We start from the raw sequence: 19,234 nt of genomic DNA on the forward strand, positions 1-19,234 counted from the left end.
CCAGCCTAGATGGGCTACTTCTTCGGGATGTCGGGCTTGCCGCGCAGCACGGCCGCCTTCACCTCGGCGATCGCCTTCGTGACCTCGATGCCGCGGGGGCACGCCTCGGTGCAGTTGAAGGTCGTGCGGCAGCGCCACACGCCCTCCTTGTCGTTGAGGATGTCGAGGCGCACCTTGGCGGCCTCGTCGCGCGAGTCGAAGATGAAGCGGTGCGCGTTGACGATCGCGGCCGGCCCGAAGTACTGGCCGTCGGTCCAGAAGACGGGGCACGAGGAGGTGCACGCCGCGCACAGGATGCACTTGGTGGTGTCGTCGAAGCGCTCGCGCTGCGCGACCGACTGGATGCGCTCCTTGCCGTCCTTCGGCTTCGAGTCGGCGATGAGGAACGGCTGGATCTCGCGGTAGGAGGCGAAGAACGGCTCCATGTCGACGATGAGGTCCTTCTCGAGCGGCAGACCCTTGATGGCCTCCACGTAGATGGGCTTCGTGATGTCGAGGTCCTTGATGAGCGTCTTGCAGGCGAGCCGGTTGCGCCCGTTGATGCGCATCGCATCCGAGCCGCAGATGCCGTGCGCGCAGGAGCGGCGGAAGGTGAGCGAGCCGTCGGTCTCCCACTTGATCTTGTGCAGCGCGTCGAGGATGCGGTCGGTCGCGTAGAGCTCGACGTCGAAGTCCTGCCAGTACGGCTCGGCGTCCTTCTCGGGGTCGAACCGCCGGATGATGAGCGTGACGGTGAAGGACTGGATGGGCACCTCGGCCTTCGGCGTGTTGTCCACGGCCTCGAGGGTGGCAGCGCCGGCCATCAGTACTTCCTCTCCATCGGCTGGTAGTTCGTCACCACGACGGGCTTCCAGTCGAGCGTGATGTGGTCGGCGGCGTCCGCGGAGTGCGGGTCGCCGGTCAGGTAGGCCATGGTGTGCTTCATGTAGGTCTCGTCGTCGCGCTTCGGGTAGTCGTCGCGCATGTGGCCGCCGCGGCTCTCCTTGCGGTTCTTCGCCGAGAACACCACGACCTCCGCGAGGTCGAGCAGGAAGCCCAGCTCGATCGCCTCCAGCAGGTCGGTGTTGAAGCGGCGGCCCTTGTCCTGGATCGACACGTTCTTGTAGCGCTCGCGCAGCTCGTGGATGGTCTCGGTGACCTTCTCGAGCGACTCGTCGGTGCGGAACACCTGGGCGTTGCGATCCATCTCGTCCTGCAGCTCCTTGCGGAGCGCGGCGATGCGCTCGGTGCCGGTCGAGTCGCGCAGCTGCTCGACGAGCTCGCGCACGGCCTTCGCGGGGTCGACGGGCAGCGGCGTGAACTCGACGGTCTCGGCGTAGTCGACCGCGTTGTTGCCGGCGCGCTTGCCGAACACGTTGATGTCGAGCAGCGAGTTGGTGCCGAGGCGGTTCGAGCCGTGCACCGAGACGCACGCGCACTCGCCCGCGGCGTAGAGACCCGGCACGACGGTGTCGTTGTCGCGCAGCACCTCGGCCTTGACGTTGGTGGGGATGCCGCCCATCGCGTAGTGCGCGGTCGGCATGACGGGCACCGGCTCGTACACCGGGTCGACGCCGAGGTAGGTGCGCGCGAACTCGGTGATGTCGGGCAGCTTCGTCTCGAGCACCTCGGCGCCGAGGTGCGTGCAGTCGAGCAGCACGTAGTCCTTGTGCGGGCCGGCGCCGCGGCCCTCCGCGACCTCCTGCACCATGCAGCGGCTGACGATGTCGCGGGGGGCGAGGTCCTTGATGGTGGGGGCGTAGCGCTCCATGAAGCGCTCGCCGCTCGCGTTGCGCAGGATCGCGCCCTCGCCGCGGGCGCCCTCGGTGAGCAGGATGCCGAGGCCGGCGAGCCCGGTCGGGTGGAACTGGAAGAACTCCATGTCCTCGAGCGGCAGGCCCTTGCGCCAGATGATGCCGACACCGTCGCCCGTGAGGGTGTGGGCGTTCGAGGTCGTCTTGTAGATCTTGCCGAAGCCGCCCGTCGCGAAGACGATCGACTTGCCCTGGAAGACATGCAGCTCGCCCGTCGCGAGCTCGAGCGCGACGACGCCGGAGGGCTGCGGCACGCCGTCGACCTCGGTCATCACGAGGTCGAGCGCGTAGAACTCGTTGAAGAAGTTGACGCCGAGCTTGACGCAGTTCTGGAACAGCGTCTGCAGGATCATGTGGCCGGTGCGGTCGGCGGCGTAGCAGGCCCGGCGCACGGGCGCCTTGCCGTGGTCGCGGGTGTGCCCGCCGAAGCGGCGCTGGTCGATCTTGCCCTCGGGCGTGCGGTTGAAGGGCAGGCCCATGTTCTCGAGGTCGAGGACGGCGTCGATGGCCTCCTTCGCGAGGATCTCGGCCGCATCCTGGTCGACGAGGTAGTCGCCGCCCTTGACGGTGTCGAAGGTGTGCCACTCCCAGCTGTCCTCTTCGACATTCGCGAGCGCCGCGGCCATGCCGCCCTGCGCGGCGCCCGTGTGCGAGCGGGTGGGGTAGAGCTTCGTGATGACGGCGGTGTTGGCGCGCGGGGCCGCCTCGATCGCGGCGCGCATCCCGGCGCCGCCGGCGCCGACGATGATCACGTCGTGGCGGTGGTAGTGCACGCCGTCGATGACGTCGCCATCCTCGAACTGCAGGTTCTCGCTCACGTTCTCTCTCACTACTGGGCCGCGCAGCGCGCGATCAGCTCGGCGTTGTCGGTCTCGCCGAGGCACGGGTCGAAGGTGGTCAGCACGAGGGTGCCCAGCACGAGCAGCACGATCGTGGCGGCCGCGAGCGCCACGAGCAGCACCGAGCGGAAGCGTCCGTGCGCGTAGTCGTTGATGAGCGTGCGCATGCCGTTGGCACCGTGGATGAGGGCGAGCCAGAGCAGCAGCACGTCCCACACGATCCAGAACGGGTCGGCGAACTTGCCGGCCACGAAGGCCCAGTCGAGCACGCTCACGCTGCCCGGGAAGATCAGGTTGTAGAACAGGTGCCCGAAGATCAGCACGACGAGCAGCACGCCCGAGGCGCGCATGTAGATCCAGCCCCACTTCTCGATGTTGAAGCGGTTGCGCTTGCGGTGGCTGAGGTACGGGCTGCGGGGTGCCGCGATGTTCTCGGTGCTCACGATCACTCCCCTCCGAAGACGTGCATGAGGTGGCGGGGGACGAAGCCGATCAGCAGCACGACCCAGAGGCCGATCGCCACCCAGAACATCACCTTCTGGGCCCGGGGGCCCCACGAGAACAGGTCGATGCAGATGATGCGCAGGCCGTTGAGGGCGTGCAGGCCGATCGCAGCGACGAGCGCCACCTCGCCGAGCCCCATGATCGGCGTCTTGTAGGTGCCGATGACCGCGTCGTACGCCTCGGGGCTGATGCGGATGAGCGAGGTGTCGAGGATGTGCACGAGCAGGAAGAAGAAGATCGCCGTACCGGTGATGCGGTGCAGCACCCAGGACCACATGCCCTCGCGGCCGCGGTAGAGGGTTCCGGCGGGAAGCTTGCGCCGCCGTGGTGCGGGAACGGATGCCGTGGTCTCAGGTGGTGCAGCCTGGCTCGTCACGGTGCTACTCCTCGCGATTCGCTCGTCGTCGGAACGGCCTCCAGTGTATGCCCGCCCTCCGGCCGCCGCAGGTGAGGGCACCCTTATCTATCTCGACATCGAGATATCCGGCGGGAGCGGATGCCCGAATCCGTAGGCTGGGGGGCATGTCATCGGCAGCAGAGCGCTTCTACGGCGTCATCCCCGCCGGCGGCGTCGGCTCGCGGCTGTGGCCGCTCTCCCGCGCCGACGCGCCCAAGTTCCTGCACGACCTCACGGGTTCCGGCCGCACGCTGCTGCGCAGCACCTGGGAGCGGCTCGCCCCGCTCGCCGGGCCCGACCGCATCATGGTGGTCACGGGGCGCGCGCACCGCGCCGCCGTCGAGGAGCAGCTGCCCGAGCTCGCCGACCGCAACATCGTGCTCGAGGCGGCGCCGCGCGACTCGACCGTCGCCATCGGGCTCGCCGCGGCGATCCTCGCCCGTCGTGAGCCCGACGTCATCATCGGCTCCTTCGCGGCCGACCACGTCATCACCGACGAGAACGTCTTCCGGGCCACCGTCGCGCAGGCGATCGAGGCCGCCGATGCCGGGCTCATCGCGACCATCGGCATCCACCCGACCGAGCCCGCGATCGGCTTCGGCTACATCCACTGCGCCGGTGCGCTCGAGATCGCGGGCGCCCCCGACGCGCTCGCGGTCGGGAGCTTCGTCGAGAAGCCCGATCTCGCGACCGCGCAGGCGTACCTCGCCGACGGCGGCTACCTGTGGAACGCGGGCATGTTCATCGCGCGGGCCGACCGGCTGCTCGAGGAGATCGGCCGCTTCGACTCCGGGCTGCGCACCCGGCTCGAGGAACTCGCCGCCGCCTGGGACGACCAGGCCACCCGCGGCCCGGCCGTCGACCGGCTCTGGCCGCAGCTGCGCAAGATCGCCATCGACTACGCCGTCGCCGAGCCGGCGGCCGCGGCCGGGCGGCTCGCCGTCATCCCGGGCCGTTTCGGCTGGGACGACGTGGGCGACTTCGCCTCGGTCGCCAAGCTCAAGTCGGGCGGACGGGCGAGCGACCTGTCGATCCTCGGCGAGAACGCCCGCGTGCTCGCCGACGCCTCGAGCGGCATCGTCGTGAGCCAGAGCGACCGCATCATCTCGCTCATCGGCGTGCACGACATCGTCGTCGTCGACACCCCCGACGCGCTGCTGGTCACCACGACCGAGAACGCCCAGCGCGTCAAGAACGTCGTCGACGCGCTCAAGCTCTCGGGCCGGGACGAGGTGCTGTAGATGTCGATCCCCCTCGTCATCGACACCGACACCGCGCAGGACGACTGCGTCGCGCTGCTCGTCGGGCTGCTCGACCCGGATGCCGAGCTGCGCGCGATCACGATGGTCGCCGGCAACGTCGGCTTCGCCCAGCAGGTGCGCAACGCCCACCTCACCCTCGCGATGGCGGGCCGGCTCGGAGAGGTGCCTATCCACCTCGGCTGCCGACGGCCGCTCGTGCGCGAGTGGGTCTCGGCCGAGAACGTGCACGGCGACGGCTCGGGGGGCCTGCGGCTCGCCGACGCCGACGACGTCGAGGTCTCGGACGAGCACGCCGTCGACGCCCTCATCCGCCTCGCGGCCGAGGCGCCGGGGGAGCTGCGGATCGTGTGCATCGGCCCGCTCACCAACATCGCCACCGCGCTCGTGAAGGACCCGGACTTCGTACGCAACGTGGGGTCGCTGTGGATCATGGGCGGCTCGAACAACGGCCGCGGCAACATCACCGCCGCCGCCGAGTACAACTTCTACGTCGACCCGGAGGCGGCCAAGGCGGTCTTCGCCGCCGGCTTCGACATCACCGTCGTGCCGTGGGATCCGCTCACGCTGCGGGACGCCGTGTTCAGCCGCGAACGGCTCGCCGAGCTCGCGACGATCGGCACTCCGCTCGCGCGGTTCTTCACGCGCATCGTCGGCACGACCCTCGCCTTCGACGAGTCGGTCGGCATCCCCGGCTCCACGCATCCCGACTCCCTCACGGCGGCGGTGCTGCTGCATCCGGAGCTCGTGCTGGCCTCCGCGCCGTACGCGGTCGACGTCGAGACCGGATCGGAGCTCACGCGCGGCTACTCGGCGATGTCGTGGGGCGTGCACGGGCTCGAGCCGAACGCCCGCGTGATCGAACGCATCGACCCCGAGGCGTTCTTCGCCTACATCGGGGGACTGCTGCGCTCGGAAGTGCAGCCCAGTCGGGCGGTCGACGGCATCTGAGCGCGATCATTTCCTGAACGTTTCCGCACTGTCGCGAGTTGGTAACTGTTCGGATGCAATCGCCCGGCGGGTTTCCCTCGCGCCCGTCACACGACGTAACGTGATGACCACCCGGCACCCCGGGTCACCTTGTCATGGGAGGACATCTCTGTGAACGCAATCACCCGCAAGCGGGTTCTCGGAGGTGCCGCTCTCGTCGGCATCGCCGGCCTGCTGCTCTCCGCCTGTGCCGCCGCCCCCGAGGACGACGGCACCGACAGCCCCGACAGCCCCGACTTCCTGGCCTGCGCCGTCTCCGATGAGGGCAGCTGGAACGACAAGTCGTTCAACCAGGCGGCGCACGAGGGCCTCACCAAGGCCGAGTCCGAGCTCGGCGTGCAGATCGAGGACGCCGAGTCCAACAGCGAAGAGGACTTCGAGCCGAACCTGACCGCCATGGTCGACGCGGGCTGCGACGTCACGTTCGCCGTCGGGTTCAACTTCTCGATCAACGACGTCATCTTCAACTTCGCCGACGCCAACACCGGTTCCAACTTCGTCTGGATCGACGGCTGGAACCAGGGTCAGACCAACCTCAAGCCCATCGCGTACTCGATGAACCAGTCGAGCTTCCTCGCGGGCTACCTGGCGGCCGCCTTCTCGACCACCAAGGTCGTGGGCACCTACGGCGGCATGCAGATCGACGCCGTCACCGACTTCATGACCGGTTACTACAACGGTGCGAAGTACTACGAGGTGCAGACGGGCACGCCCGTCACGGTCGTCGGGTGGGACCCGGCCGCCGGTACCGGTGACTTCGTCGGCGACTTCGCCAACACGGGTGTCGCCAAGTCGATCTCGCAGGGCCAGCTCGCCGCCGGCGCCGACGTGATCTTCCCGGTCGCGGGCAGCCTGTTCACGGCGACCGCCGAGGCCATCCGCGAGTCCGGCACCAACGCGGTCTTCATCGGTGTCGACAAGGACATCGCGACCACGCAGCCGGAGCTCGCCGACCTCGTGCTCACCTCCGTCGAGAAGCGCATGACGCAGGCCGTGTTCGACGTCATCAAGGACCTCTCCTCGGGTGGCGAGTTCACGACCGACCCGTACGTGGGCACGCTGGAGAACGACGGCACCGCGCTGTCCGCCTTCACGACCTTCGAGGTCTCGGACGAGATCCAGTCCGCGCTCGACGAGATCAAGGCCGGCATCATCGACGGGTCCATCGACCCGCTCGTGACGCCCACCGCCTGATCCTCGACACGCCGACGGCGCGCCGGGGCGGCTATCCAGCCGCCCCGGCGCTGCCGTATCCGCCGGTGTTCCGGCAGGATGGAACCCGCCATGAAACTCGAACTCCGCGGGATCACGAAGCGGTTCGGATCCCTGGTCGCCAACGACGCGATCGACCTCGTGGTCGAGCCGGGACAGATCCACGCCCTCCTGGGTGAGAACGGCGCCGGCAAGTCGACCCTCATGAACGTGCTGTTCGGGCTGTACCAGCCCGACGAGGGCGAGATCCTGCTCGACGACGTCCCGCAGCACTTCGCCGGCCCGGGCGCCGCGATGGCGGCGGGCATCGGCATGGTGCACCAGCACTTCATGCTCATCCCCGTCTTCACGGTCGCCGAGAACGTCATGCTCGGCCACGAACCCTCCAAGCTCGGCGTCATCGACCTGCCCGAGGCGCGCCGCCGCGTGCGGGAGATCTCCGACCGCTTCGGCTTCGACATCGACCCGGACGCCCTCGTCGAGGACCTCCCGGTGGGTCTCCAGCAGCGCGTTGAGATCGTCAAGTCGCTCTCCCGCGACGCCCGGGTGCTCGTGCTCGACGAGCCGACCGCCGTGCTCACCCCGCAGGAGACCGACGAGCTCATGACGACGATGCGCGCCCTCGCCGACGCGGGCACCTCGATCGTCTTCATCACCCACAAGCTGCGCGAGGTCAAGGCCGTCGCCGACACCATCACCGTCATCCGACTCGGCAAGGTCGTCGGCGAGGCCTCGCCCACCGAGTCGACCGACGAGCTCGCCGCGCTCATGGTCGGCCGCGACGTCTCGCTCACCGTCGAGAAGGATGCGCCGAAGCTCGGCGAGGAGGCCTTCGTCGTCGAGGGGCTCACCCTCTTCGGCCCCGGCGGCACCCTCCTGCTCGACGACGTCACCTTCAGCATCCGCGAAGGCGAGGTGCTCGCGATCGCGGGCGTGCAGGGCAACGGTCAGACCGAGCTCACCGAGACGATCGTGGGCCTGCGCGAGAAGGCGATCGGATCCATCCGCCTGTACGGCACCGAGATCATCGACGCGAACGTGCGCCAGGTGCTCGACTCCGGTGTCGGCTTCGTGCCCGAGGATCGCAAGGTCGACGGCCTCGTCGCCGAGTTCAGCGTCGCCGAGAACCTCATGCTCGACCGCAGCGTCGGCGCCCCCTTCGCGAAGGGCGCCGCGATCGACTTCGCCCGGCGGGACGCGTTCGCCGACGACGCGATCGCCGAGTTCGACATCCGCACGCCCGACCGCGAGACGCTCGTGGGGCGGCTCTCGGGCGGCAACCAGCAGAAGGTCGTGCTCGCGCGCGAGCTCGGCCGGGAGCTCAAGCTGCTCGTCGCCTCCCAGCCCACCCGCGGCGTCGACGTCGGCTCGATCGAGTTCATCCACGAGCGCATCGTCGAGGTGCGCGACTCGGGCGTGCCGGTGCTCGTCGTCTCGACCGAGCTCGACGAGGTGATCGCGCTCGCCGACCGCATCGCCGTCATGTACCGCGGCGCGATCATCGACATCGTCCCGGCCGACACGCCCCGCGAACAGCTCGGCCGGCTCATGGCAGGAGTGCACGAATGACCTCGACGACCCCCGAGGCGCCGGCCTCCCGGCGACCGCGCTGGAACGAGGTGCTACACGACATCGCGGCGGGCGGCATCACGCGCACCGTGCTCGCCGTGGTGCTGTCGCTCGCCATCGCCTCCGTGCTCATCGTGCTCACCAACGAGGACGTGCAGTCGACCCTCGGCTACTTCTTCTCCCGCCCGAGTGACTTCTTCCAGACGGCGGGGCGTGCCCTCGGCGACGCGTACACGGCGCTGTTCCGCGGGGCGATCTACAACACGCGGGCCGACAGCTTCGCCGCGGGCATCAAGCCGCTCACCGAGTCGCTGCGCTTCGCAGGGCCGCTCATCGCGGCGGGCCTCGGCATCGCGCTCACCTTCCGCTCCGGCCTCTTCAACATCGGCGGTCAGGGGCAGCTGCTCATGGGCGCGGTCTGGTCGGCCTGGGCCTCGTTCCAGCTGCACCTGCCGTACGGCATCCACCTCATCGTCGCGATGGTCTTCGGCTTCGTCGGTGCGGGGCTCTGGGCCTTCATCGCGGGCTTCCTCAAGGCGAAGACGGGCGCGCACGAGGTCATCGTGACGATCATGATGAACTACATCGCGGTCTACCTCGTGACCTACCTCATGCGCACGACCGTGCTGCACGATCCGGAGACCGGCAGCAACCCGACGACGCGTCCGCCCGACCCGACCGCGGTGTTCCCGCGGATCTTCGGCGACGCCTACGAGCTGCGCTGGTCGTTCGTGCTGTGCATCATCGCCGTGGGCGTGTTCTGGTGGCTCATGGAGCGCTCGCCGCTCGGCTTCCGGCTGCGGATGGTGGGACTCAACCCGGATGCGGCACGCGCCGCCGGCGTCAACGTCGCGCGCATGACGATCGTCGCGATGGTGCTGTCGGGTCTCTTCGTCGGCCTCGCCGGTATCAACCAGTCGCTCGGGCGCGACGGCAACTTCGCCCCGCAGATCGACGCCGGCATCGGCTTCGACGCGATCACCGTCGCCCTGCTCGGCGGATCGCGGGCGGGCGGTGTGCTCTTCGCGGGTCTGCTGTTCGGCGCGCTCAAGGCCGCGGGCCCGACCATGCAGCTCGCCGACGTGCCCCCCGAGATCCTCGGCGTCATCCAGGGCCTCATCGTGCTCTTCATCGCGGCGCCGCCGCTCGTGCGCGCCATCTTCCGCTTCCTGCCCGCGCCGCGGGAGATCACCGTGGTCGGCACCGGACGCAAACCGGCGCTCGAGCAGAAGGGGGCCGAGTGATGTCCGTCGCCACCGAGCAGGCCCCCGCCGTCGCGCACACGAGCGCGCTGCCGCCCCGCAACTGGCGGGTGCCCGTCATCCTCGCGGTGCTCGCCGCCGTCACCTTCGTCGTGTTCGGCGTCCTCGGCACCTCCGAGGAGGTGCGCTTCGTGTGGTCGGGCAACAGCGACGCCATCGTGCTCGAGCCCTCGGTGCTCTCGCCGCAGGCGGTCGGCCTGGTGTCGGGCGCGCTCGCGCTCGTCGCGGCGGCGGTCGCCCTCTGGCTCGCCTGGAAGCGCCGCAAGGTGACCGTGCTGCTGTCGCTCGTCGTCGGCCTCGCCTTCCTGTTCTCGCTCGTCGCGTGGGTCGGCGCCGGCGGCAACGTGCCGGTGATCTTCCTGCTGACGGGCGCGATCGGCCTGTCGACCGCGATCGTGTTCGGTGCGCTCGCGGGCGTGATCGGCGAACGCGCCGGCATCGTCAACATCGCGATCGAGGGGCAGCTGCTCGGCGGGGCGTTCACCTCCGCCGTCGTCGCCTCGACCACGGGCAGCTACCTGCTCGCGCTCGTCGCGGCGATGATCACGGGCGCCGCGATCTCGATGGTGCTCGCCGCCTTCTCCATCAAGTACCTCGTCGACCAGGTGATCGTGGGTGTCGTGCTCATCGGCCTCGTCACGGCGATCACCAACTTCTTCTACTCGGCGGTGCTCGCCCCCAACTCGGGGACGCTCAACAACCCCGGCACGCTGCCCCGCATCCGCATCCCGGGCCTCGCCGACATCCCGGTGCTCGGCCCGGTGCTGTTCGACCAGCGCCTCACGACCTACCTCATGTTCGTGCTCGTGCCGCTCACCTGGTTCGTGCTGTTCAAGACGAAGTGGGGCCTGCGCATCCGCGCCCTCGGCGAGCACCCGCTCGCGGCCGACACGGTGGGCATCAAGGTCAACCGCTGGCGGTTCTGGGCGGTGACGATCGCGGGGCTCATCGCGGGCCTCGGCGGGGCTTCGCTGACCATCGGATCGGTCGGTGCGTTCGTGCGCGAGATGAGCGCCGGGCAGGGCTTCATCGCTCTCGCCGCCGTCATCCTCGGACGCTGGAACCCGTTCTACGCGGCGCTCGCGGCGCTGCTGTTCGGCTTCGCGTCGAACTTCCGCATCTGGGCGGGGCAGGCGGGCTCGTCGATCCCGCCGGACCTCATCGCCATGACGCCGTACGTCGTGACCATCCTCGCGGTGGCCGTCGTCGCGGGCCGGGTGATCGGCCCGAAGGCCGCCGGCAAGCCGTACCTCAAGGAGTAGTGATTCTCGTGACCCGGGACATCGACTGGACGCTGCTGCACGCCACGGCGGTCGAGGCGATGGGGAAGGCGTACGCCCCGTACTCCGATTTCCCCGTCGGCGTCGCCGCCCTCGTCGACGACGGCCGCATCATCTCCGGCTGCAACGTCGAGAACGCCTCCTACGGCGTCGGGCTGTGCGCGGAGTGCTCGCTCGTGTCGGCGCTCATCATGTCGGGCGGCGGCAAGCTCGTCGCCTTCGCGTGCGTCGACGGCAAGGGCGACCGCCTCATGCCGTGCGGACGCTGCCGTCAGCTGCTCTACGAGCACTCGGCCGAGGGGATGCTGCTCGACACCGTCTCCGGCATCAAGACCATCGACGAGGTGCTGCCCGATGCGTTCGGCCCGCGCCAGCTCGAGGAGTATGCGGCGCCCCCGGCGCCTTGAGAAAGGATCCACCGTGGTCGAGCCCTTCGACACCGTCGACCTCATCCACGCCAAGCGCGATCGCCACCGCCTCGACACGGCGCAGATCGACTGGCTGATCGACGCCTACACCCGCGGCTACGTCGCCGACGAGCAGATGTCGGCGCTCGCCATGGCGATCCTGCTGAACGGCATGGATGCCGCCGAGATCCGCGACCTGACCCTCGCGATGGTCGCGAGCGGTGAACGGCTCGACTTCTCGGGCCTCGCGAAGCCGACGAGCGACAAGCATTCGACCGGGGGCGTGGGCGACAAGATCACCCTGCCGCTCGCGCCGCTCGTGGCGGTGTTCGGGGTGGCCGTGCCGCAGCTGTCCGGTCGTGGCCTCGGGCACACGGGCGGCACGCTCGACAAGCTCGAGTCGATCCCCGGCTGGCGCGCGCAGCTGACCCCTGCAGAGTTCCACGCCCAGCTCGCCGACGTGGGCGCCGTGGTGTGCGCGGCGAGCGCCGACCTCGCCCCGGCGGATCGCAAGCTCTACGCGCTGCGCGACGCCACCGGCACGGTCGAGGCGATCCCGCTCATCGCCTCCTCGATCATGTCGAAGAAGATCGCCGAGGGCACCGCATCCCTCGTGCTGGACGTGAAGTTCGGCTCGGGCGCGTTCATGAAGGACTACGACCGGGCGCGCGAGCTGGCCGAGACGATGGTGCGGCTCGGCGGCGACGCCGGTGTCGCGACGCGCGCGCTGCTCACCGACATGAACGTGCCGCTCGGGCTCGCGATCGGCAACGCCAACGAGGTGCGCGAGTCGGTCGAGGTGCTCGCCGGGGGAGGTCCCGCGGATGTCGTGGAGCTCACCGTCGCGCTCGCCCGCGAGATGCTCGCCCTCGCCGGGCAGCCGGACGCCGACCCGGCCGCGGCGCTCGCCGACGGTCGCGCGATGGACGTCTGGCGGCGCATGATCGCCGCCCAGGGCGGCGACCCGGATGCCGCGCTGCCGACCCCGCGCGAGTCGCACACGGTCGTCGCGGAGGCGGACGGCGTGCTCGCCGAGCAGGACGCACTCGCCTTCGGCGTCGCCGCCTGGCGCCTCGGCGCGGGCCGGGCCCGCAAGGAGGATCCGGTCGTGCACGCCGCGGGCATCGATCTGCACGCGAAGCCGGGTGACAGCGTGACCGCGGGCGCCCCGCTCTTCACGCTGCACGCCGACGACCCCGCGCGCTTCGCCCGCGCCCTCGAGTCCCTCAACGGCGCCTACGCGATCGCCCCCGCCGGCACCCGCATCCCCGAACGCCCCCTCGTCGCCGCCCGCATCCTCTAGCCGACGTCCCCGAAAGTACGTGCTTTTGGGGCGATTCCGCCTCAACCCACCCCAAAAGTACGTACTCTCGCGGAGAACGTTGCGGTGATCTGGCGAACGATGCGTGAGCGCGCGGGCGCATCGATGAAGTCGGCTGCGGTGACCCGGATGATGATCCACCCCGCTTGCTCCATCTCTCGGTAGCGCTGGATGTCGTAGGCCCACTGCGCGGCGTCGCTGCGGTGGTGCTCGCCCTCGTACTCGATCCCGATGCGTCGTCGCGCCCATCCGAGGTCGCAGTGCCCGATGAGGCGACCCCACTTGTTCAGCACTTCCAGTTGGACTTCGGGGTCCGGCAGGCCGGCATCGATCAGGAGCACCCGAAGCCAGGTCTCGCGGGGGGAGGCCGAGCCCGCGGAGAGTACGGGCAGGGCGTCCCTCATGAGCTTCGAACCGCGTCGGCCCTCGTAGCGGGAGAGAGCTCCGCGGAGATCGTCGACGGTACCGAGCGGTGCCGCCGCCCAGAGGATGCGGTCCCCGGCGGCCACGACCTCGTGACGGTGCAGGCCGCCCGCAGCGAGGTCGCACCAGGTGCGCGCCGGGCTCGCGACCGGCAGCCCATCCACCGTCGTGATGTCGCGCACATCGATGATCACGTGGTGTGCCACCACGCCGCGTGCGTCGACCCGGCGCTGTCCCGTCGGTACTCCGATGTGAAGCGCGACCGTCTCCTTCCGACTCGGGATCGGGATGCCGTGCAGCGCGGCCGCCGTCGGTCCGAAGTAGAACGCGCGATCCGGCATCCGCGGTATGAACGCCTCGGCGCGGCGGCGTAGGTCGGTCACCTCGACACGACTGCGAATGCCCCAGAAGGGCGTGTGCCACGGGTCGTCGCGACGGAGGTCCTCGCGCGTCATCCCCGCAGCCAGAGCCTCGCCGACCGAGATGTGGGTGCCCAGTTGACTGTCGTCCATGGTCCGCGAAAGTACGTTCTTTTGGGCCGCCGAAGGGCCGATCGAGCCCAAAAGTACGTACTTTCGCGGAGGCGGAGGCTGGGGAGGAACGGACGCGGCACTCGGCGGCGGCACAGGAACGGGGCGGGGGCTCGCACTACGCTGGAGCCATGAGCGACGCCGCGCACGCAGACCACCACGTCGACGGGATCGACCTGCAGTCACTGCCCAAGGTGTCGCTCCACGACCACCTCGACGGCGGCCTGCGGCCGCAGACGATCATCGAGCTCGCCGAGCCGCTCGGCCTCGAGCTGCCGACAGCGGATGCCGGCGAGCTCGGCGAGTGGTTCTGGAACCAGTGCCAGGCGGGCTCCCTCGTCGAGTACCTCAAGACCTTCGACCTGACGACCGCCGTCATGCAGACCCGCGAGGGCCTCACGCGCGTCGCCCGCGAGTTCGTCGAGGACCTCGCCGCCGACGGCGTCGTGTGGGGTGAGGTCCGCTGGGCGCCCGAGCAGCACCTGACCCGCGGCCTCAGCCTCGACGAGGCGGTGGAGGCCGTGCAGCAGGGGCTCGAGGAGGGCGTGGATGCGGCCGCCGCGACCGGCCACGACATCCGTGTCGGCCAGCTGATCAGCGCCATGCGCCACCTCGACCGCGGCCGCGAGATCGCCGAGCTGGCGCTGCGCCACCGCGACCGCGGGGCGGTCGGCTTCGACATCGCCGGCCCCGAGGCGGGGTTCCCCGCCGGGCGGCTCTCCGATGCCTTCGAGCTGCTCGCGCGCGAGATGTTCCCCGCGACCGTGCACGCCGGCGAGGCCGACGGGCTCGAGTCGATCCGGGGTGCGCTCGTCGACGGCCACGCGCTGCGACTCGGCCACGGCATCCGCATCGCCGAGGACATCACGATCGAGTCGCAGGACGACGAGGCCAGCTACGTGAGCCTCGGCCGCATCGCCCAGTGGGTGAAGGACCGCGGCATCGCCCTCGAGACGAGCCCCAGCTCGAATCTGCAGACGGGGGCGTTCGCGGCGTGGGGCGACGACCTCACCGCCCACCCCTTCGACCTGCTGTACCAGCTCGGCTTCCGGGTGACGGTCAACACCGACAACCGCCTGATGAGCGCCACGAGCCTCACGCGCGAGCTCGGCCTGCTCGTCGACACCTTCGGGTACGACCTCGACGACCTGCTCACCTTCCAGCTGAACGCGGCGGAGGCGGCCTTCCTGCCGCTCGAGGAGCGTGCCGAGCTCGTCGAGTTCATCGAGGACGGCTTCGGCGCCGCCTGATGGACCGACCCACCGAGCTGCCGCCGCTGCCCGACGAGGGCATCGTGCTCGCCGCGCGCGCCCGCGACTGGCGCGAGGCCGTCGAGACCGCGGGTCGTGCCCTCACGGCGAGCGGGGCCACGGATGCCGGCTACGCGACCGACATGATCCGCATGATCGAGGCCCACGGTCCGTACGTCGTCGTCGCGCCGGGCCTCGCGCTCGCCCACGCCCGACCCGGCCCCGCGGTGCGCCGCGACGGCCTCGCGATCGTGACGCTCGCCGAGCCGGTCGAGTTCGGCCACCCCTACAATGACCCGGTGCGCGTGGTGCTGGCCCTCGCGGGGGCGTCGAGCGCCCGCCACCTGCAGCTCGTGGCCGAGATCGCCAACATCTTCAACGACTCGGATGCCGTCGAGCGCCTCGCCGAGGCACGCGACGCCGCCGAGGTGCGCGGCATCCTCGGGGTGCCGGCGTGAAGATCCTGACCCTGTGCGGGGCGGGCATCGGCACGAGCGGCATCCTCAAGGTGAACGCCGAGCGGGTGCTGCAGCGCCTCGGCATCGACGCGGATGTGGTGGCGATCGACGCCTCGATGCTCGCGGCGCAGCTGGACGATGCGCAGGTGATCCTCACCGGGCCGGAGTTCGTGGAGACGATCGGGCGCACCTTCGCCGATGTGATCGTGGTCGAGAACTACTTCGACACCGCCGAGCTGCAGCGCAAGCTCGAGGTCGCCCTGGGCTAGCGCCGCCGCGCCCGCAGCTTCCCGTGGAGGGCGAGCATGCGCGGCACCACGAGGTAGACCGCGAGCGGCACGACCACGAGGGTGAGCACGAACGAGCGCAGCACCGGATGCCAGCCCTCGCTCACGGGGCCGATCAGCATCATCCCGATCGCGACGAGCGGGAAGATGGCGAGCCAGGTGATGACGGCGCGCACGTGCACGGACGGGGGCGCCGGGGGTGCGGCCGGCGCGGTCGGCGCGGGGCCGGTCAGGGGGGCTGCGGGGGGTGTCGTCTCGGTCATCTGCTCATCTCCAACTGTTTGGTTGGCACGACTCTATGGGCCCCGCCGCTTAAAAGCAACTCGTTGGTTGGAGTTGTAGACTGGCGCCATGGCCTGGGACACCGCGCGGACCCGCGCCCTCCTCATCGAGGCGGCGGCCGCGGAGTTCTCCGAGCACGGTCTCGCAGGCGGGCGCGTCGACCGCATCGCGACCGCGGCCGGCGTCAACAAGGAGCGCATCTACTCCTACTTCGGATCCAAGGAGGGCCTGTTCGCGGCCGCCCTCGCCGACCAACTCAGCCGCACCGTCGACGCGGTGCCGATCGGCGGCGAGGACGCGGAGGCGATCGTCGACTACGCCGGGCGCGTCTTCGATCACCTGAGCGCGCACCCTGAGCTCGCGCGACTGACCTTCTGGGAGGGCCTCGAGCTCGGCAGCGCCGTCGAGTCCCCGCTGCGTGCCGAGCGCATCCAGGTGAAGATCGACGCCGTGACCGCGGCGGTGCCGCAGCTGAGCCGCGACCGGGCCGCGCAACTGCTCTTCACGATCCTCACCCTCGCCGACGGCTACCAGGCCCTGCGCCACATGGCGCGGCTGCACTTCCCCGACATGGCCGACGACGAGGAGCGCATGCGCGCCAGACGCGCCGCCGTCCTCTCGACCGTGCGGGCGATCCTCGCGGCCGAGACCTCTTAGCCCGCGAGCAGCTCGCGCATGCCCGCCTCGAGGGAGGCGAGCGCGGCATCCGCGGTCGCCTGGCGCTCGGCGGGGGTGCCCTCGTCGCTGCGGGTGTCGAGGTAGCACTTGAGCTTCGGCTCGGTGCCGCTCGGGCGCACGATGACGCGCGAGCCGCCCGCGAGCCACAGGCGCAGGATGTCGCTCGGCGGGAACGGGGCGAACCCGCCCGCGAAGTCGTCGATCCGCTCGACGCGGATGCCGCCCACCTCGCGCGGGGGAGCGGCGCGCAGCCGCGCCATGAGCTCGCCGATGCGGTCGAGGTGGGTGACCCGGATCGAGATCTGGCCGGAGGCGAACGCCCCGTAGCGGTCGGCGAATGCGGCCTCGTGCTCGGCGAAGGTCAGACCCGTCGCCTTCAGCTCCGAGAAGAGCGCCAGCACGGCGACCGCGGCGGAGATGCCGTCCTTGTCGCGCACCTTCTCGGGGTCGACGAGGTAGCCGAGCGCCTCCTCGTAGCCGTAGACGAGGTCGCCGACGCGCGAGATCCACTTGAAGCCCGTGAGGGTCTCGGCGAAGTCGAGCCCCTCCTTCCGTGCGACCACGCCGAGCGCCGGCGAGCTCACGAGCGAGCACGCGAGGGTGCCGCGGTCGAGGTCGCGCTCGGCCCCCTGCCGCACCGCACGCCAGCCGAGCAGCCAGCCCACCTCGTTGCCCGAGAGCCGTCGCCAGCCGCCCGCGCCATCCGGCACCCCGACCGCCACGCGGTCGGCGTCCGGGTCGTTCGCGATCACGAGCTCGGCCCCGGATGCCGTGGCCGCCGCGAAGGCGAGGTCCATGGCGCCCGGCTCCTCCGGGTTCGGGAAGTCGACGGTGGGGAACGCGGGGTCGGGCTCCTGCTGCTCGGGGACCGAGACGACGTCGGGGAAGCCGGCCTCGGCGAACACACGGCGCGCGGTGTCCCAGCCGACGCCGTGCATGGCCGTGTAGACGACGCGGAGCGGCTGCGCGGCGCCGGCGATCGCGGCGGTGCGTCGCACGTACTCGTCGACGACCTCCTCGCCCGCGAGCTCGTAGCCGTCCGAGCGCGGCAGCTCGGCGATCGACCCGGCGGCGACCGCGACGATCGCGGCCTCGATCTCGGCGTCCGCGGGCGGCACGATCTGCGAACCGTGGTCGAGGCCGCCGAGGTACACCTTGTAGCCGTTGTCGGGGGCCGGGTTGTGCGAGGCCGTGACCATGACGCCCGCGCTCGTGCCGAGATGGCGCACCGCGAAGGCGAGCACGGGGGTCGGCAGCAGGCGCGGCAGCAGGATGGCGCGCACCCCGGCGCCCGCCATGAGCTCGGCGGTGTCGCGGGCGAAGATCTCGGAGTTGCGCCGGCCGTCGTAGCCGATGACGACGCTCGGATGCGCCTCCCGCGCGAGGAGGTAGCGGGCGAGGCCCGCGGCGGCCTGGCCGACGAGCACGCGGTTCATGCGCAGCGGGCCCGCGCCGAGCTCCCCGCGGAGCCCGGCCGTGCCGAAGGTGAGCCGCCCCGCGAAGCGCGTCTCGAGCTCGGCGCGCGCATCCGGGTCGCCCGCGTCGACGCGGGCGAGGAGCGCCTCGAGCTGGGCGCGGGTGACCTCGTCCGGGTCCTGGGCCGCCCAGGCGCGCGCGGCCGCGACCGCGTCGAGCGTCATCAGATCGCCGCCACGACGCGCGCGAGCAGCTCCGAGATCACGGGCTCGGCGGCGCGCCCCGCCTCGAGCACCTCGGCGTGGCTGAGCGGTTCGGGCGAGATGCCCGCGGCGAGGTTGGTGATGAGCGAGAAGCCGAGCACCTCCATGCCCGCCTCGCGTGCGGCGATCGCCTCGAGCGCGGTCGACATCCCGACGATGTGACCGCCGATGGTCTTCGCCATCTGCACCTCGGCGGGGGTCTCGTAGTGCGGTCCGCGGAACTGCACGTAGACGCCCTCGTCGAGCTCGGGGCGGATGCCGCGGGCGATGCCGCGCAGGCGTTCCGAGTAGAGGTCGGTGAGGTCGATGAAGGTGGCGCCCTCGAGCGGCGAGTCGGCGGTGAGGTTGATGTGGTCGCTGATGAGCACGGGCGTGCCGGGCTCCCAGTGCTCCTTGATGCCGCCCGCGCCGTTGGTGAGCACCATGATGCGGGCGCCCGCAGCTGCCGCGGTGCGCACCGAGTGCACGACGCGGCGCACCCCGTGGCCCTCGTAGTAGTGCGTGCGCGCGCCGATCACGAGCGCGCGCTTGCCGTTCGGCAGCAGGATGCTGCGGAGTGTGCCGACGTGGCCCGTGAGGGCGGGGGCGCTGAAGCCGTAGATCTCGGTCGCGGGGATGGTGGCGACGGTCTCGCCGATCAGCTCGGCGGCCTTCGCCCATCCGGAGCCGAGGGTGAGGGCGATGTCGTGGCGCTCGACGCCGGTGGCGGAGGCGAGCTGTTCGGCGGCGATGCGGGCGACGGCGAAGGGGTCGGCCCCCTCGGCGTCGAGAGGGTGCTGCGTCTGCATCCCCTCACTCTAGGCGGCGCATCGCG

Annotated in this window: 20 protein-coding genes; 12 read left to right on the forward strand and 8 right to left on the reverse strand. The window is 70.6% G+C overall.

The window, feature by feature from the left end:
• Window positions 1–14: 14 nt before the first annotated feature.
• Genes D7I47_RS08515 through sdhC form a run of 4 tightly spaced genes read right to left on the reverse strand, consistent with a single transcriptional unit; the run spans window position 15 to window position 3,512 of the window.
• Complete coding sequence (locus D7I47_RS08515) at window positions 15–803, reverse strand: succinate dehydrogenase iron-sulfur subunit (RefSeq protein ID WP_120762642.1); 789 nt, start codon at window positions 801–803, stop codon at window positions 15–17.
• A complete protein-coding gene (gene sdhA / locus D7I47_RS08520) occupies window positions 803–2,611 on the reverse strand; it encodes a succinate dehydrogenase flavoprotein subunit (RefSeq protein WP_227000548.1) in 1,809 nt (602 codons plus the stop codon). Before sdhA ends, D7I47_RS08515 begins: the two co-directional genes overlap by 1 nt.
• 11 nt (window positions 2,612–2,622) lie before the next feature.
• Window positions 2,623–3,075 (reverse strand): succinate dehydrogenase, encoded by a 453-nt coding sequence (locus D7I47_RS08525; protein WP_120763880.1) that lies wholly within the window; start codon window positions 3,073–3,075, stop codon window positions 2,623–2,625.
• Between the two features lie 2 nt (window positions 3,076–3,077).
• The gene (gene sdhC / locus D7I47_RS08530) at window positions 3,078–3,512 is read right to left on the reverse strand and encodes a succinate dehydrogenase, cytochrome b556 subunit (RefSeq protein ID WP_120762643.1); all 435 of its coding nucleotides are present in this window, start codon (window positions 3,510–3,512) and stop codon (window positions 3,078–3,080) included.
• Window positions 3,513–3,658: 146 nt separating this feature from the next.
• Between sdhC and D7I47_RS08535 the strand changes: the two genes are divergently transcribed.
• The 8 genes from D7I47_RS08535 (at window position 3,659) to D7I47_RS08570 (ending at window position 12,815) form a co-directional block, all read left to right on the forward strand.
• Window positions 3,659–4,774: a mannose-1-phosphate guanylyltransferase gene (locus D7I47_RS08535; RefSeq protein ID WP_120762644.1), complete on the forward strand. Its 1,116-nt coding sequence runs from the start codon at window positions 3,659–3,661 to the stop codon at window positions 4,772–4,774.
• Complete coding sequence (locus tag D7I47_RS08540) at window positions 4,775–5,743, forward strand: nucleoside hydrolase (RefSeq protein WP_120762645.1); 969 nt, start codon at window positions 4,775–4,777, stop codon at window positions 5,741–5,743.
• A 150-nt stretch (window positions 5,744–5,893) separates the two neighbouring features.
• Window positions 5,894–6,976 (forward strand): BMP family lipoprotein, encoded by a 1,083-nt coding sequence (locus tag D7I47_RS08545; RefSeq protein WP_157981674.1) that lies wholly within the window; start codon window positions 5,894–5,896, stop codon window positions 6,974–6,976.
• 90 nt (window positions 6,977–7,066) lie between these two features.
• Complete coding sequence (locus D7I47_RS08550) at window positions 7,067–8,563, forward strand: ABC transporter ATP-binding protein (RefSeq protein ID WP_120762647.1); 1,497 nt, start codon at window positions 7,067–7,069, stop codon at window positions 8,561–8,563.
• Window positions 8,560–9,807 carry an ABC transporter permease gene (locus tag D7I47_RS08555; protein WP_120762648.1) on the forward strand — a complete coding sequence of 416 codons (1,248 nt, stop codon included), beginning with the start codon at window positions 8,560–8,562 and terminating at the stop codon, window positions 9,805–9,807. Before D7I47_RS08550 ends, D7I47_RS08555 begins: the two co-directional genes overlap by 4 nt.
• On the forward strand, window positions 9,807–11,087 hold the full coding sequence (locus tag D7I47_RS08560; RefSeq protein ID WP_120762649.1) for an ABC transporter permease: 1,281 nt from the start codon (window positions 9,807–9,809) through the stop codon (window positions 11,085–11,087). Before D7I47_RS08555 ends, D7I47_RS08560 begins: the two co-directional genes overlap by 1 nt.
• Window positions 11,088–11,146: 59 nt before the next feature.
• On the forward strand, window positions 11,147–11,512 hold the full coding sequence (locus D7I47_RS08565) for a cytidine deaminase (RefSeq protein ID WP_264371299.1): 366 nt from the start codon (window positions 11,147–11,149) through the stop codon (window positions 11,510–11,512).
• Window positions 11,490–12,815 carry a thymidine phosphorylase gene (locus tag D7I47_RS08570; RefSeq protein WP_120762650.1) on the forward strand — a complete coding sequence of 442 codons (1,326 nt, stop codon included), beginning with the start codon at window positions 11,490–11,492 and terminating at the stop codon, window positions 12,813–12,815. The genes D7I47_RS08565 and D7I47_RS08570 overlap by 23 nt, the downstream gene beginning before the upstream one ends.
• 41 nt (window positions 12,816–12,856) lie before the next feature.
• Here D7I47_RS08570 and D7I47_RS08575 read toward each other — a convergent pair whose 3' ends face one another.
• Entirely contained in the window at window positions 12,857–13,819 is a 963-nt protein-coding gene (locus D7I47_RS08575; RefSeq protein WP_157981675.1) for a hypothetical protein, read from the reverse strand.
• 98 nt (window positions 13,820–13,917) lie between these two features.
• On the opposite strand from D7I47_RS08575, the gene D7I47_RS08580 reads away from it, so the two are divergent.
• From D7I47_RS08580 to D7I47_RS08590, 3 genes are read left to right on the forward strand one after another with little or no spacing between them, the layout of a single operon-like run.
• Window positions 13,918–15,036 carry an adenosine deaminase gene (locus D7I47_RS08580; RefSeq protein WP_120762652.1) on the forward strand — a complete coding sequence of 373 codons (1,119 nt, stop codon included), beginning with the start codon at window positions 13,918–13,920 and terminating at the stop codon, window positions 15,034–15,036.
• Window positions 15,036–15,494: a PTS sugar transporter subunit IIA gene (locus D7I47_RS08585; RefSeq protein WP_120762653.1), complete on the forward strand. Its 459-nt coding sequence runs from the start codon at window positions 15,036–15,038 to the stop codon at window positions 15,492–15,494. Before D7I47_RS08580 ends, D7I47_RS08585 begins: the two co-directional genes overlap by 1 nt.
• Window positions 15,491–15,763: a PTS sugar transporter subunit IIB gene (locus D7I47_RS08590; protein WP_120762654.1), complete on the forward strand. Its 273-nt coding sequence runs from the start codon at window positions 15,491–15,493 to the stop codon at window positions 15,761–15,763. Before D7I47_RS08585 ends, D7I47_RS08590 begins: the two co-directional genes overlap by 4 nt.
• Here the strand turns inward: D7I47_RS08590 and D7I47_RS08595 are convergent.
• Entirely contained in the window at window positions 15,760–16,044 is a 285-nt protein-coding gene (locus D7I47_RS08595) for a hypothetical protein (protein ID WP_120762655.1), read from the reverse strand. The genes D7I47_RS08590 and D7I47_RS08595 overlap by 4 nt on opposite strands.
• Before the next feature lie 88 nt (window positions 16,045–16,132).
• Between D7I47_RS08595 and D7I47_RS08600 the strand changes: the two genes are divergently transcribed.
• The gene (locus D7I47_RS08600; RefSeq protein WP_120762656.1) at window positions 16,133–16,720 is read left to right on the forward strand and encodes a TetR/AcrR family transcriptional regulator; all 588 of its coding nucleotides are present in this window, start codon (window positions 16,133–16,135) and stop codon (window positions 16,718–16,720) included.
• Here D7I47_RS08600 and D7I47_RS08605 read toward each other — a convergent pair.
• Window positions 16,717–18,381 carry a phospho-sugar mutase gene (locus D7I47_RS08605; RefSeq protein WP_120762657.1) on the reverse strand — a complete coding sequence of 555 codons (1,665 nt, stop codon included), beginning with the start codon at window positions 18,379–18,381 and terminating at the stop codon, window positions 16,717–16,719. The two genes, D7I47_RS08600 and D7I47_RS08605, sit on opposite strands and share 4 nt — an antisense overlap.
• Window positions 18,381–19,208 (reverse strand): purine-nucleoside phosphorylase, encoded by an 828-nt coding sequence (locus D7I47_RS08610; RefSeq protein WP_120762658.1) that lies wholly within the window; start codon window positions 19,206–19,208, stop codon window positions 18,381–18,383. The genes D7I47_RS08605 and D7I47_RS08610 overlap by 1 nt, the downstream gene beginning before the upstream one ends.
• Window positions 19,209–19,234: the final 26 nt, after the last annotated feature.

The sequence above is a fragment of the Protaetiibacter intestinalis genome (assembly GCF_003627075.1).
Classification (GTDB): Bacteria; Actinomycetota; Actinomycetes; order Actinomycetales; family Microbacteriaceae; genus Homoserinibacter; species Homoserinibacter intestinalis.